Below are 13,905 nucleotides of genomic sequence, written 5' to 3'. Positions count from 1 at the left end.
AGGGGCTTTGTTTGAGATGGTACGATTCTTCTATGAGGAACGACGGGAGGCTCCTGATCTCTCATCAACTTGAATCGTGTTCCTCATGCGGGACCGTGTTTGCCGAGGAGGACGCACCGACATTTCTCGCCGGGCAGGATCATCGGCCAATACCAACAAGGACAGCGCCCTCCCGCACCCACAACCTCCCTGGTTATACCGATCTAGGCAACAAAAACCCTGCAAGAGCAGTGTCTTGCAGGGTTTTTGCGTTTCTGTGTCCGCGCAGTGTCTTTGGGCCATTTTCAATCGGTCAGGGGAGCAGCGGGGCGCCGTCCCGAAGGAAGGCGCGCCTTTGCCGGTCCAGTACGGCCACGCCGCGTCCGGAGGGATCATGTGGACGTCGTCCTTCATCCCTTGATGAAAGCCAGGATGTCCGCGTTCACCACGTCGGCGTTCACCGTCAGCATGCCGTGCGAGAAGCCGGGATGGATGATCAGCTTGCTGTTCTGCAGCAGCTTGTCCTGCATGAGGGCGCCGGTCTTGTAAGGGACGACCTGATCGTCGTCGCCCGCCAACACCAGCGTGGGTACGGTGATCGCCTTCAGGTCCTCGGTCTGGTCGGTTTCCGAGAAGGCCTTGATGCCTTCATAGTGCGCCTTGGCGCTGCCCATCATGCCCTGACGCCACCAGTTGTCGATCACGCCTTGCGAGATTTCGGCGCCGGGGCGGTTGTAGCCGTAGAAGGGGCCGGCGGGCACGTCGATGAAGAACTGCGCCCGGTTGGCGGCCAGAGCGGCGCGGAAGCTGTCGAAGACCTCGATCGGCGTGCCGTTGGGATTGTTTTCGGCCTTGACCATCAGCGGCGGCACCGCGCTGACCAGCACGGCCTTCGCGACGCGGCCCTGAGGCTGGCCGAACCGGGCGACGTAGCGCGCCACCTGTCCGCCGCCGGTCGAGTGACCGATGTGGATGGCGTTCTTGAGATCCAGATGCTCGGCGACCGCCGAGGCGTCCGCGGCGTAGTGATCCATGTCATGGCCGTCGCCGACCTGTTCCGAACGGCCATGCCCGCGCCGGTCATGCGCGACGACGCGATAGCCCTGCTGCAGGAAGAACAGCATCTGGTTGTCCCAGTCGTCCGCCGATAGGGGCCAGCCATGATGGAAGTGCATCGGCTGGGCGTCCTTGGGGCCCCAGTCCTTGTAGAAGATGTCGACGCCGTCGGAGGTGGTCACATAGGGCATGGTCTGTCTCCTTGTCGTTATCGGAACGAACCGGCGGCCGTGATCGGCGTCGGCATGTGGAGGACCAACTGGGCGTCCTTGACGACGTCCAACTGGACCAGGGTTGAAGCGCCCAGCCCGTCGAGCAGTTGCGTCAGCAGTCCCCCTTGTCGCTGCAGCGTGATCCCGGACGGCATGACCTTCTGAGCGAAGGACAGGGTGTTCGACTGCACCGAGATCTGACGCCACTGGCGGATGCTGCCGAACGACTTCCCACCCTGGCAAACAGTCTACTGGTGGTTCCGGCGGTTCGTACGTCGACTGCTGTTTCGCACGATCCACGATGTCGCGCTGATGCTTGACCGCGAGCGCGAGAACCGGGAGCAAAGTCCGACCGCAGCGGTCGTCGACAGCCAGTCAATCAAGGCGCCCGCGGCGGAAAAGCGCGGCTTCGATGCGGGCAAGAAAGTCGTTGGCCGCAAACGGCATATCGCAGTCGACACCGATGGCAGGCTGCTGATGGTGAATCTCACCACCGCAGACATCTCCGACAGCGCCGGTGCCCAGACTATCGTCGCAGCCATCCGAAAGCGTTGGCCCTGGCTCAAGCACCTTTTCGCCGACGGTGCCTATGACCGCACCCGCCTCATGGACGCCGCCGCCTATCGCGACTTCGTCCTAGAGATCGTGCGGCGCACCGATAAAGAGCCCCGCTTCAAGGTCCTCCCCCGGCGATGGGTCGTCGAGCGAACCTTCGGCTGGATGACCCGGTGGAAGCGCCTCGTCCGAGACTACGAACAGCGCCTCGACGTCTCCGAAGCCATGATCCACATCGCCCTCGGAAGCCTCATGCTGCGCAGGATCGTCCATCCTTGAGCATTCTCAAACGGACTCTGAGAATTCTTCTTCGTCGCTCAAGGTGTCGCGCAATGATGCCTTGCAAGTCTCACCGTGCATCTCGAACGTGTAGGATTCGCTCACCTCATCCCAATTCTTCACGGCTGTACGGATGAGCGTCCCACTGATCGTATCATGCTTCTTCTGCGATAACATATCCAGAGAGACTTCGAGAATTGGGCCGACATGCCGCTTTCGATTATGGTCAGCTCGATCTCTGGCCGAATGAGTGTGAAGGCATGGTTCGGGTCTGATGCACCGTTAATGCTCAAAACCGTGAAGTCGGGTTCTCGTCCTGTACCGAGCCGCCAAAACTTATGATTTCAAGCGTTGAAAGGTCTATGTTTGCTCAGGCTCTCGTTGTGATCCCGAAAGGATGTTTCCCAGTGTTTCACTTGTGATCCTGCACCTATCGAGGTCCGCGTCATCATAACGCTCGCCCTCGCCGATTTCGTAGATGTCGAACTCGACACCGGAATTTTGCAATAACGCGACGATGGCTCTCAAGCGCGAAATACCATCATCATAAAACGCGTTGCTGAATAGATCTTCCTGCACGACCGGACGACGACCTGTCACCGCAGCTTTGATGTCGGCAAGGCTATCTCCGGTGAGTTTGTATAGCGAAACCAACAGGGCCGTCGCGATCTCACTGGTGTTCAAGATGATCGCTATGTGAGGAAGGGTGGGGGGCATCCCCTTCCGAGGTCGCCCAGAGGTACCTGGAGAAATGTCGCGAATAGCATCACCGCCAGGGCTGGAGTGATGATAGATTCCCAACTCTCGGTTCCCGGGGCGGCCCAGCCGATCACGGCTGCGCACGCCACGGTCAGGAAATAGATGCCGACCTGCCCGGACTCGAGTCGATCACGAAGGGCTTGTAGCACCATACTTTAAATCCAGTGACAGAAGCGTCCGCCGCTTCTGGTTCCGGCGGCTTGGCTTTGTTGAGGGGAAGCCGCACGCTCTGAACTGGTGGGGGAGGCGGGGGCGGCATTTCAATTATTGGCGAATGATGGGGCGATGGTGGACGAAGATCAAGCGGTGAAGGCGCTTGCCGCCATCTCCAACAAAACGCGCCTGCGCATCGTGCGCTTGTTGATTGTTGCAGGCGCCGAGGGGCTGCGGGCTGGGCTCTATCGCTGACGCGCTCGAGGGCGCGCCTGTGTCGCGCCTGTCCTTTCACCTCGGGCAACTCGAGGCGGCTGGTCTGATCGAGAGCCGTCGGGCCGGGCGCTGGATTATTTACAGCGCGGCTTTCACGCGCTTGTCGGGTCTCTTGGCCTTCCTGATGCGGGATTGCTGTGCTGGCCATTGTGCGGTTTGCGATCGGGCGATTGCACTTTTCGCTCAATGCACTGGGCGCCCTACACGGGCGAGCGGCGGCTGACCGTCTTTACGATATCCGGCCATTTGTCGCGGATGCTCATAATGCTCGTGGGCGTGATACCGTCGAGCGGCCCTCAGATGTTCGGCGGTTTGACGTGGAGAAGGAGCTGCAGAGAAAGGACAAGCTGGGCGCGAAGCGCGTCCTGCCTTGCCGGCGACATATCGAAATCGCCGCCCAAGTCTCGCGCCAGCATGACTCCCCCGATCGTCGCCATGAGCAGCCGAGCGCGAATGTCGGCGTTTTCACCTCCGACCCAGGCTTCGAGCTCTGCGTAGGCGTCAGTCCCGAGTGTAGCGTCGATAATACGACGCGCACGCTCAGAGCCGCTTGAACGGAGCAGGATGTGCGCACCCAGAAGAAGCGGCGTGGCTCCGTCGCCGAAAAGCGCCTCGTCGACGAGTTTTTCGGCGAGGGCGACCCGTTCGCTCCAGCTGTCACGCCAACCGGAATGACAAGCCTTCACGACCTCCGAGAAAAGATCTTCCTTCCCTCCGAAGTAGCGGTTGATCAGGGAAGGATCCACATTCGCCCTGTGGCCTATGGCGCGCACGCGCACCTTGTCGAATCCGTGTTCGGCGAACAGTTCGGCCGCGGACCGAAGCAGCGCCTTTCTCGTGACGTCCGCATCCCTGCAGCGCCCCTCCGCGCGCCCGGGTTGAGAAGGGTTCCGCGCCTTTCTGATCATCGGAGGCGTCTCGCAAGGGCTTAGGGATCGAGTTTGGGGCAGGGCGTGATCATCTGGACAACGCGTTTAGCTTGACGGGCAATTCAAAGCCCCAGGCGAATGGATCTGAAGGTTCGCAGACAAACTCCGAGCGTCCGATGTAATGCGAGGTTCCCTCCACCCTGACCCGTGAGACGATCCCCCGCTCGTCCTCCGAGACTCGCGCCAGGGTCCCGGTGAAGCCCTGGCCGGAGACGCCGCGAATTTCGCAGGATTGGCCTGGCTGCATCTCGCCTCTCGCGGCGCACAGTGCGATGCGCGCCGTTACGCCGCTGCCGGTCGGAGAACGGTCGATTTGCCCCTCGGCGAAAACGCACAGATTGTAGCTCGGCAGCCCGCCGTGATCGCCCAGCGGCGTGTCGTCGGTGAGGATCGTCCCGTAGAGGAAGCCGAGATCGGGTTCTGAAGGATGTCGCACCGGCAGGGTTGCGCGCACTGCATCGGTGATTGCGACGGCTGCCGCCGCCAGTTCGGCCAAGGGCGTGTCCATGAGGGACAGGCCGAGCCTCGATGCGGGAAGCACGGCGTAGAACGCGCCCCCGAAGGCGATGTCGAGTTGAACGGATCCGAACCCGGGCACTTCGACCGCCTGATCCAACTCAGGGCAATAGGCCTCGACGCTTTCAAACGCCACCCGCACCTCTTCGGCGTCTTTCCAGACTTCCACGTCCACCACGCCGCAAGGCGCTTCCAGCTTGAACCTGGCGCGGTCATCCCCGATCCGGACCCGGCCGCTGTCGACCGCCCACCGGCCCAGGGCGAGCGTGGCATGACCGCACATGGTGCTGTAGCCTTCCTGGTGCGTGAACAGCGCGGCGAAATCGGCGTCCGGGTGACAGGCTGAGGTCGGGATGACGCCATACATGTCGGCATGGCCGCGCGGTTCGAGCATCAAGGCGCGCCGAAGGTGGTCATGATTCCGATGCGCGTCGCGTCGCTTTTCGAGAAGGGTCGCTCCGACCAACTCAGGATAGCCCGCTTCCACGATGCGGACAGGTTCTCCGGCCGTGTGCATGTCGAGCGTGCGGAGCGTGACGGCCTCGGTCGGCGCGTTCATATCAATCTTAATCCTTCCTTTACCCTGGTTAGATCGCGGCGGCTCCACGCCTTGATCGGGAGGGGCCGGCCAGATTGCGCCGTTTCAGCGTGCGCCGAAATGGAGCTTGTCGTCGATGAGGAGCAGAATGCGCACGGGCTCGCAACTTTTCTTCCACGATCTGAGAACGACCGAGAGTTGAATTACGATGCTCTCGTCGAGCGGTCCGCCGATTATCGTCAAAGTCGTTCGAATGCGCCTGAGCGCCTGCGCTGGCTGGATTCGTGAGGTGCCCCCGCTCGCCTTTTTGCCCCTTATCCGGGTGATGTCCGCGTTCGGTGCGGCGATCCGATAAGCTTATACCAAAAAAGCATTTGTCCTGATGCAACACGCGTGTTGGCCTTATAAAAGGTCGAGCGACCGGGCGGCGAGATCTCCGAAAGCTTCGATCCAACAAGTTCTATCCGCGTCTTAACAACGCGGTTGATCTGAGCGCGCGACAATAGCGCGCCGTGGGAGGATGACATGAAGCTGCGCCAGAATCTGCTGTCGTCGACAGCAGCCTTTGCAACCGTCTTTTTTGCGTCTCAAGTTTGTGGGCAGGAGGCGGCTTCCGACAGCACTCCGCCGGAGATCGCCGCGCCGGCTGACCAAGCCACCCAGCTCGGTGAAATCGTAGTGACCGGAAGCCGGATTTCGCGACGAGACTACCAGGCGGAGAGCCCTGTCGTCACAGTCGGCAAGGAATTCATCGAGGCGTCCGGAGGGGCGCCGGTCGAGGCCGCGCTGGCGCAGATGCCCCAGTTCACGCCTGGGAACACGTCGACCTCCGGTCAATTGCGCGGGAGCGCGCAGGGCACGGTGGATCTACGCGGCTTGGGCGCTTCGCGGACCCTGGTGCTGCTGGACGGCCGCCGTCTGCAACCCTCCTCGGGGAACAATGTCGTGGATATCACCACCATCCCTCGCGCGCTCATTTCGGGCGTCGAGGTGATCACGGGGGGCGCGTCTTCGACCTATGGATCCGACGCCGTGGCCGGGGTGGTGAACTTCAAGCTCAACCGTCGTTTCGAGGGCTTTCAGATCGACGCTCAATATGGCCTGTCTGGTCAGGGCGACGACGAAACCCTCCGTTTGGATGTCACCGCCGGCGGGGCCTTCGCCGACGGTCGCGGCCATGCGGTCCTGTCGGCGGGCTATGGCCGGCGCGAGACCATCCTGACGGTGGATCGTGACTTCTATCTGCGTCAGCAGACGGCTTCGGCGACCATCCCCCAGGGCCTGTTGCCGGCGTCGGCCAATCGACCGAGCCAGTCTGCCGTAGATATGGTGTTCGCCCAGTACGGAGTGGCGCCGGGAACCGTCCAAGCTACCAGCACCTTCGGCTTCAATGATGACGGCACCTTGTTCGCCACGGGGCGTTCCGTGGTCAACTATCGCGGCCCGGGCGCCGAGATGGGCTTCACCAACAATGGTTCTTCGGTCGGCTTCAATGGGGTCGACACCTACTTGCAGACGCCGCAGACGCGCGGATCGATCTTCGGCGCGGTCGACTACGACCTCACCGACACGGTCAAGGCTCAGCTGCAGTTCAACTATACCGTTTACGATTCAACGACCCAATTGGCGGCGGCGGTGGCGGATGCGACGACCGGTCTCACCGTGCCGGTGACGAACCCCTTCATTCCGGCGGACTTGCGCGCTCTTCTGGCTTCACGACCAGATCCCAACGCTGCGTTCTCGTTTGAAAAACGGACGCTATACGCGGGACCTCGGCGCACCGATCTCAGCTATGGCGTCGGCCAGGTGGTGTTGGGTCTCTCCGGGGCCCTGCCGTATCGCGACTGGTCCTGGCAGGGGCACGTCTCATATGGCCGGACGGACGAGACGCGTCAGTTGACGGGATGGACCTCGCTGTCGGGAACCCAGCAGCTGTTGAACGCCCCAGACGGCGGCGCGTCCTTGTGCGACGGAGGGTTCGATCCGTTTGGTATGACCGCGCTGTCTGCTTCCTGCCTGAACTTCCTGCGGCGTTCGCCCAAGGACACCAGCGAATACAGCCAGACGGACGCCGAACTGAACCTGCAAGGCGGTCTGCTCACCTTGCCGGCAGGCGAGGTGCGATTCGCGGCGGGCCTGTCCTTCCGGCGCAACACCTACGCCTTCAACCCGGATTCTCTGCATATCTCCGGCGACGTGATTTCGCCGAACCAGGCGATGCCGACGCAAGGACGGACTCAGGTGAAGGAAGTTTATGGGGAGGTGTTGATCCCCGTGCTGGCCAATCTGCCTCTGGTCCGGAGCCTGGAGCTTAACCTGGGCTATCGTGTGTCGGACTACGCCGACGTCGACACAGTCTCGACCTATAAGGCGACCGCCAACTGGCGGGTGAACGACCTGCTGGAATTCAGGGGCGGGGTCGCCCGGGCCATCCGCGCGCCGAGCGCCGGCGAACTGTTTGCGCCGTCAGTGAAGACGGCTTCAACCATCGGCTCCACCACCACGGGCGCAGGCGATCCCTGCGATATTCGATCGCGCTATCGTGCAAGCGAAAACGCGGCTTCGGTGCGAGAGCTGTGTCTGGCGCAGGGCGTCCCGGTCGGGCTGATCGACAGCTATGTCTACAACATCAACACGGTGACAGCGACAACCACCAGCGGCCTGAACCTGATCCCCGAAACGGCCGACACCTATGCGATCGGCCTGGTGTTCCGTTCGCCGTTCCAGACGCCCTGGCTGAGCAACATATCCGGTTCCATCGACTATTATGACATCAGCGTCGAAGATGCGATCGGACCGTTGACGATCGGCAGCAGCCTGTCGGAGTGTTTCGACAACAATCCGACTTTTGCGAACAGCAATATCTACTGTCAGCAGATCGCTCGCGACCCGGCGACGGGCGTTATCACTCAGGCGTCTCGCCAGCCCATGCTGAATCTGGCCGCCTTCCGCACCTCGGGCTTTGACATGCAGGCGGACTGGCGCGCGGACCTTGTCGATCTGGGCCTTCCGGATGCGGGCTCGCTCTCGCTCAATATGGTGGCGACCCGCCTGCAGAAGTACGAAACACAGAGTTTCACAGGCGACCCCTTCCGCGACTCCGCCGGCTTCCAAGGGCGGCCCGAGTGGAAGCTGGTCACGACGGCCCGGTATGACGTCGGTGATTTCCAGTTTATGGCGCGTCATCGCTTCATCGACGAGATGAAGGCGACGGCTCGGATCACCAATCCAGCCAATACGACTCCGTCTGCAAAGGCGGCCAGCTATGTCGATCTCGAGGCGCGCTGGTCGCTGAGCGAGGCGACCGATTTACGCTTCGGCGTGATAAACGCCTTCGACCCCGAGCCGGTCACCATCAACGGCACGCCGGGCAGCACCGACGCCACCCTGTACGACGTCATCGGCCGTCGATTCTACGTGGCCCTTCGCCAGACGTTTTGAGCCCAAGGGAAGCAAGCTGATGAAATGCGATACAGCCGCCGTCGCTTTTATGATGGTCGTCGGGTTGTGGACGACGGCCGCGCCGGCTCTGGCGGAACCCGCCTTCACCTTCCGAATTGATAGCCGAGAGACCTTGGCCGGCGAGGATGGAGCCGGCGCGTATCAGGTGTTGAAAGGGGCGGTGATCGGCGAGGTCGACCCGGCGGAAGGCCAAAACGCCATCATTCAGGACCTAAACCTCGCCCCACGCAACGCGCGCGGCTACGTCGAGTATTCTACCGACTTCATCCTCTATGTGCCGGCGGACGGATCGCGTGCGAACGGCGTCCTTCAGTACAACACGCCGAACCGGGGCAATCTGATCCACTATCCGCCCGATCCTCTTTTTCTTCGGCGAGGTGAGGTCATCCTCTACGCTGGTTGGCAGGGCGACGTGCCCAAGACCGGGCCGGAGCGGATGACGCTTACGGCGCCGGTGGCGCGCAATCCCGACGGCTCATCGATAACGGGTCCCTATCGCGCCGATCTGATCCCGACGACAGGCGCTACGGACCTACGACTGCCAGGCGGGCCGTTCAACGGCACGATGAAACCCTATGCCCCGGCCTCCATGGACAACAGCGGACCCGATTACCGCCTGTCGCGCCGGGTGAAATATTCAGACGCTCGTATTCCGATCGCCAACAGCGACTGGGCCTTTGCCGCCTGCGACGCCTCCCACCCTTTTCCGGGCAAGCCGGATCCGACCCGCATCTGCGTCAAGGGCGGCGTCGACCCGAATTCCTTCTACGAGATCATTTACACCGCCCGAGATCCCATCGTTATGGGACTGGGGTTGGCGGCGATCCGCGACCTGGTCTCGTTTCTGCGTTACGAGGATGCGGATCGCGAAGGTTTGGCCAATCCCGCACGCGGCCTGGTTCGTTACGCCATCGGCTCCGGCCGATCGCAGACCGGCAACTTCATGAAGACCTTCATCCATCTGGGTTTCAATGAGGACCTTGGGGGGCGCCGCGTGTTTGACGGCGTTTACTCCCTGGTGGGGGCGCGGCTCACCAATGTGAACGCCCGCTTCTCCATCCCGGGCGGCGGCGGGGGCGCGCGGACGGACTTTTCGGCGCCGGCCCAACTCGGGCCGCGAGGCTTTGCGCCGGATTATGTGGACAATGTCGCGGGCCGGACGGGAGGAATCTTCGCCCGCTGCAGCCTGTCCGACACCTGTCCCAAGGTGTTCATGAGCTGGAGCAGTTCAGAGCTCTGGGCGCTGCAGGGGTCCTCGGGGCTGACCGACGCCTATGGCCTCCGGGACCTGCAACAGCCCGACAATCTGCGCATCTATCTCCACTCCAGCACCCAGCACCGGGACGCCGCGCTGCCGCGCTTCAACCCGGATCGCGCCGCCTATCCGATCGGGCCGCTGGCGACATACATCGACTCTCACCAAAGGGCCCTGTTCCTGGCGCTGGAGGAATGGGTCGTCGACGGACGCGAGCCGCCGGCCAGCCGCATTCCCCGCATCGAGGACGGCACCTTGGTCAGGCCTGATCAACTGCGCTTTCCCGCCATGCGCGGTCTGGTCTGGGACGGGGAGGGCCATAAGGGATCCATCCCGGACTTCGAGTATAGAGGCCTCTATGTCCAGCGTCCGCTTCTGAATTTCGGCCCGCGTTATCGCGCCGAGGACGAGAGCGGGATCATGGATTATCAGCCGCCGCACAATCTCGGACGCGACTATGCGATCCTGGTGCCTCAGGTCGACGGCGACGGTCATGATATCGCAGGCGTTCGCGGAATCGCAATTGAAGCGCCCCTGGGCACCAATCTCGGCTTCAACTATGCCGCCAACCCGGATTTTGAGGATCTGGACAATCTGAACGGCGCCTTCATCCCGTTCCACAAGACGCGCGCCGCCCGGGTGTCTGCGGGCGACGAGCGGCCGTCGTTGGAGGAACGCTATGGCGATCAGGCGGGCTATGTCGCGGCGGTCGAGGCTTCCGCTCGCCGGCTGGTCCAGGCGCGTTTTATGCTTCAGGAGGACGCCGACCGCTACATTGAGAACGCGCGTCGTCATCCCGTCCTGCCTTGATCCTTGCAGGCCATCGGCGCCGAACTTCCGGCGACGCAGAAGCCCGGGCTCGCCTATGCGGGCTCGGGCTTTTCCGTATCCTATTGCGGAGCCTTAGGTCGGGGGGCGGCACTGGTGGCTGGATGCGAGGGCGGGGTCGCCTCGGCCGTCATAGACGGGGACCGCCGGATAAGGGCACAGCGGACGGGTCAGTTCCACCCCGCTGGCCGGCGTGCTGCCGCGATAGCGCGCCGCTACGATGCGCCGGGGAGCGACGCCCTCCTCGACCCATCGCTCCAAAGCGAGGCTCATGTCGTGATCGGCATCGGCGACCAGCGGCATAGAGTTGCGAGTCGAGGTCGAGAAGTTGGTGGCGCCGCCGCCCAGGGCGCAGTGGCCCATGCCGGGGACGAGATACAGTTGGGCGAAGTCGGAGACGTCGCCGCCGGCCGTATCGATCACCCGGTCGAAATAGTCGATCGTGTCATAGGCGGACACCACGGGGTCCTGCCAGCCGATGAACAGGATGAGCTTGCCGCCTCTCGCCCGGAAGGCCGACAGGTCTGGGTTCACCGCGTCCGTCAGCGGCGCCATGGCGGCGCGAATCCGATCCACCCCGGTCGACCAGTCGAAGCTCCACCAGTTCCATTCCGGGTCGTTCAGCGACCAACGGCGGAAATAGTCGATGCGCTGCGGCTCGTCCGGCTTGCGCGGGTTGGCCCAGTAGACGTCCCAGCCCTCGGCCAGACCCTGTCCCTCGACATATTCGCTGCCGACCGGCCAGGCGGGGTAGATGGTCTCGCCCGTGTCCGCGCGCCGGGCGCCTTGACGCATGCCGCTCAAGGCGCTGATCTTGCGATCCGTCAGGCAGGTCGCGGCTTCCTCGCCCGGTCGGCAACGCAGGTCCGCCAGATCGACGGTGCATCGGCGCGGGTCGACCACTATCCCGTCGGCGACGCCGTCCAGGCCGTCGCAGTCGCGAAGCGCCTTCCGGCTGACCAGTTGAAGGTCGGCACGGGTGAGGATCGGATTGAGGTTGTCTCCTGGCGCATGGTTCTGAAGAAATTGCCACAGGAAGCCGAAATTCAAGTTGGTGCGGTTAGCCCCTGGCGCGCCGGCGATGATGCCGTCGAAATCACCAGGATAGCGTTGGGCCGCCGTCAGCCCCTGATGGCCGCCTGTCGAGCAGCCGGAGAAATAGGACTGGCGCGGCGCGGCGCCGTAATAGGTCTGGGTCAGCGCCTTGCCTGCGCGGATGGATTCATGGACTGCGCGATGACCCCAGTCGGCGATGGCCTCGCGATTGTCGAAGCCGAATTCCAGATCGTCGCCCACATGGCCGGTGTCGGTCGCCACCGCGACGTCTCCCCGACGGACAAGATTGCCCATCAGGTTGTATCGGATCGAGGAACTGTAGCCGCCGTTGCCGACCATGTGGATGCGTCCGTTCCAGGCGGCGAGCGGCATCCAGACCTCAAAGCCGATCCGCGACCGATCCGTCGGCTCCGCCACACCCTGGATGCGACACAATGTTGGCAGGTCGCCCACGGCCGCCTGTCCGGGAACGGCCAACTCGCCAGCGGGGACCACGGTCGCCTCGATAACCCGGGCGCCGGGCAGGTGCTGTTCGGCCATGGCGCGGCACTGGGTAGCGCTGTCGGGTGCGGAAGCCTCGGCAGTTCCGACCAGAAAGGTAATGGCTGAGGCGCCCGCCAGCATCGGCCTGGTCCCAATGCGTCGGTGGAGTCGCGGGGCGGGGGAGGTGGCGTCATCGGGCATGGTGGGCTCCTTGTGGCTTAAGGTTTCACAGCGCGCCCGTCAGGGCGGCGACGGCGGTCATCACCAGGGTTGTTCCGAACGCCCAGAGGAACATGTGTTTCTGGTGATCGCGCAGGCTGACCTGGGACAGACCGATGAGGATGAAGGTCGAGGCGGTCAGCGGGCTCAGCGGGAAGCCGGTGGTCATCTGGCCCAGAATGGCCGCTCGGCCGATCGCAGCCGGGTCGTGGCCCACGGCAGCGGCCGTTTCCGCGAAAACGGGCAGGACGCCGAAATAATAGGCGTCGGGCGTGAAGACGAGGCTCATCGGCATGCCGGTGACGGCGACGATGCCGCTCAACCAGGGAACGGCGAAGGCCGGCATATTCGTCGCCGCGGCCTGGGCCATGGCGGTGATCAATCCGGCCCCGTTCATTATTCCGGCGAAGACGCCAGCGGCGCATATCATGGTAATCACCATCACCACATTCCCGGCGTGGGCGGCCAATTGTTCCTGCTGCGCCTTGGCCGTGCGGCGGTTGATAGGCAGGGCGATAACGAAGGCCGTCATGAACAAGAGCGGCGCCGGCATCTTGGGCAGGGGAACCCATTGGGCGTAGAGGTCCTGGAACAGCAGGACGACGAGCAGGACCGTCAGGCCGAGATTGATCCAGAACAGGGCGTTCATGCGTCCCGCCGGCGCGGAGCCGTCGATCTCAGACGCGCCGACTTCCGGCGGAGGGCGGTTGTTTCGAAGCCCCCCCGCCGGGGCCAGCCGCCTGCGTTCGCGCCAGCCGAGGAAGCCGGCTGCCAAAAGGACCCAGGCGATCCCGGCCAGCATGGCCGGGGCGACAGGCGTGAATATCTCGTCCACTCCGGCCTCGAGGGCGCTCATGGCCCGCGCGGTCGGTCCGCCCCAGGGTAGGAGATTCATCACGCCGGCAGACAGTCCGATGATGGTGGGCAGGACGAGCGGCTTGACGCCTAGGCGACGATGGACCGGCAGAAGGGCGGTCACCGAAATCAGAAAGGTCGTTGCTCCGTCGCCGTCCAGCGCCACCAGCATGGGGAGGATGGCGGTGACAACGCACAGCCTGACGGGATCGTCTTGGACCAGCCGCAACAGCCCTTTCACCAAGGGTTCAAACAGGCCGACATCGATCATCAGGCCGAAATACAGGATGGCGAACATCATCATGGCAGCCACGGGCGCCACGGTCTTCAGTCCGTCGACCGCCATGACGCCGACGTCCTCCGCCTGGCCGCCGATGAAGACGCTGATCAGGGGAACTAGGATCAGCGCCACCGTCACCGGCACGCGCGCAAAGAGGATCAGCCCCAGAAAGGCGCCGATCGTCAAAAAGCCCTGCAGCGCAAGGTCCATACCGC

Annotated in this window: 10 protein-coding genes and 1 pseudogene; 4 read left to right on the top strand and 7 right to left on the bottom strand. The window is 63.3% G+C overall.

Going from position 1 to position 13,905, the window contains the following annotated elements; genetic code table 11:
- Nucleotides 1-389: 389 nt before the first annotated feature.
- Both BJP32_RS01670 and BJP32_RS01665 read right to left on the bottom strand, forming a co-directional pair.
- Nucleotides 390-1,226, bottom strand: coding sequence for an alpha/beta fold hydrolase (locus tag BJP32_RS01670; RefSeq protein ID WP_003165226.1), 837 nt, complete (start codon nucleotides 1,224-1,226; stop codon nucleotides 390-392).
- A gap of 17 nt (nucleotides 1,227-1,243) precedes the next feature.
- Entirely contained in the window at nucleotides 1,244-1,438 is a 195-nt protein-coding gene (locus BJP32_RS01665) for a hypothetical protein (RefSeq protein ID WP_003165225.1), read from the bottom strand.
- Nucleotides 1,439-1,454: 16 nt separating this feature from the next.
- Between BJP32_RS01665 and BJP32_RS01660 the strand changes: the two are divergent.
- Nucleotides 1,455-2,081, top strand: a pseudogene (locus tag BJP32_RS01660) (IS5 family transposase); the annotation flags it as partial.
- A gap of 360 nt (nucleotides 2,082-2,441) precedes the next feature.
- Here the strand turns inward: BJP32_RS01660 and BJP32_RS01655 are convergent.
- Nucleotides 2,442-2,765, bottom strand: a complete 324-nt coding sequence (locus tag BJP32_RS01655; RefSeq protein WP_143255400.1) for a hypothetical protein — start codon at nucleotides 2,763-2,765, stop codon at nucleotides 2,442-2,444.
- A 360-nt stretch (nucleotides 2,766-3,125) separates the two neighbouring features.
- Between BJP32_RS01655 and BJP32_RS17790 the strand changes: the two genes are divergently transcribed.
- A complete protein-coding gene (locus tag BJP32_RS17790; RefSeq protein ID WP_003165222.1) occupies nucleotides 3,126-3,248 on the top strand; it encodes a hypothetical protein in 123 nt (40 codons plus the stop codon).
- Between the two features lie 317 nt (nucleotides 3,249-3,565).
- On the opposite strand, the gene BJP32_RS01645 is transcribed toward BJP32_RS17790, so the two are convergent.
- Complete coding sequence (locus BJP32_RS01645) at nucleotides 3,566-4,177, bottom strand: TetR/AcrR family transcriptional regulator (protein ID WP_040345568.1); 612 nt, start codon at nucleotides 4,175-4,177, stop codon at nucleotides 3,566-3,568.
- 49 nt (nucleotides 4,178-4,226) lie between these two features.
- Nucleotides 4,227-5,273: a proline racemase family protein gene (locus BJP32_RS01640; RefSeq protein ID WP_003165218.1), complete on the bottom strand. Its 1,047-nt coding sequence runs from the start codon at nucleotides 5,271-5,273 to the stop codon at nucleotides 4,227-4,229.
- A gap of 504 nt (nucleotides 5,274-5,777) precedes the next feature.
- Between BJP32_RS01640 and BJP32_RS01635 the strand changes: the two genes are divergently transcribed.
- Together BJP32_RS01635 and BJP32_RS01630 are read left to right on the top strand one after the other, a co-directional pair.
- Nucleotides 5,778-8,693 carry a TonB-dependent receptor domain-containing protein gene (locus tag BJP32_RS01635; protein ID WP_003165215.1) on the top strand — a complete coding sequence of 972 codons (2,916 nt, stop codon included), beginning with the start codon at nucleotides 5,778-5,780 and terminating at the stop codon, nucleotides 8,691-8,693.
- A gap of 19 nt (nucleotides 8,694-8,712) precedes the next feature.
- Complete coding sequence (locus BJP32_RS01630; RefSeq protein ID WP_003165214.1) at nucleotides 8,713-10,779, top strand: alpha/beta hydrolase domain-containing protein; 2,067 nt, start codon at nucleotides 8,713-8,715, stop codon at nucleotides 10,777-10,779.
- Nucleotides 10,780-10,872: 93 nt separating this feature from the next.
- Here the strand turns inward: BJP32_RS01630 and BJP32_RS01625 are convergent, their stop codons facing one another.
- Nucleotides 10,873-12,537 carry a tannase/feruloyl esterase family alpha/beta hydrolase gene (locus tag BJP32_RS01625; protein ID WP_081461881.1) on the bottom strand — a complete coding sequence of 555 codons (1,665 nt, stop codon included), beginning with the start codon at nucleotides 12,535-12,537 and terminating at the stop codon, nucleotides 10,873-10,875.
- A 25-nt stretch (nucleotides 12,538-12,562) separates the two neighbouring features.
- Nucleotides 12,563-13,900, bottom strand: a complete 1,338-nt coding sequence (locus BJP32_RS01620) for a CitMHS family transporter (protein WP_003165212.1) — start codon at nucleotides 13,898-13,900, stop codon at nucleotides 12,563-12,565.
- Nucleotides 13,901-13,905 lie beyond the last annotated feature (5 nt).

The organism is Brevundimonas sp. ZS04, from assembly GCF_001956865.1.
Lineage (GTDB): Bacteria > Pseudomonadota > Alphaproteobacteria > Caulobacterales > Caulobacteraceae > Brevundimonas > Brevundimonas diminuta.
The sequence above is the reverse complement of the archived record's forward strand: the minus strand, read 5'-3'. Positions and strand labels throughout refer to the sequence as shown.

Excerpts from the sequence above, each read along its gene's own strand:
- BJP32_RS01670 (WP_003165226.1), bottom strand. The coding sequence starts at position 1,226 with ATGCCCTATGTGACCACCTCCGACGGCGTCGACATCTTCTACAAGGAC.
- BJP32_RS17790 (WP_003165222.1), top strand. The coding sequence starts at position 3,126 with ATGGTGGACGAAGATCAAGCGGTGAAGGCGCTTGCCGCCATCTCCAAC.
- BJP32_RS01645 (WP_040345568.1), bottom strand. The coding sequence starts at position 4,177 with ATGATCAGAAAGGCGCGGAACCCTTCTCAACCCGGGCGCGCGGAGGGG.
- BJP32_RS01640 (WP_003165218.1), bottom strand. The coding sequence starts at position 5,273 with ATGAACGCGCCGACCGAGGCCGTCACGCTCCGCACGCTCGACATGCAC.
- BJP32_RS01635 (WP_003165215.1), top strand. The coding sequence starts at position 5,778 with ATGAAGCTGCGCCAGAATCTGCTGTCGTCGACAGCAGCCTTTGCAACC.
- BJP32_RS01630 (WP_003165214.1), top strand. The coding sequence starts at position 8,713 with ATGAAATGCGATACAGCCGCCGTCGCTTTTATGATGGTCGTCGGGTTG.
- BJP32_RS01625 (WP_081461881.1), bottom strand. The coding sequence starts at position 12,537 with ATGCCCGATGACGCCACCTCCCCCGCCCCGCGACTCCACCGACGCATT.
- BJP32_RS01620 (WP_003165212.1), bottom strand. The coding sequence starts at position 13,900 with ATGGACCTTGCGCTGCAGGGCTTTTTGACGATCGGCGCCTTTCTGGGG.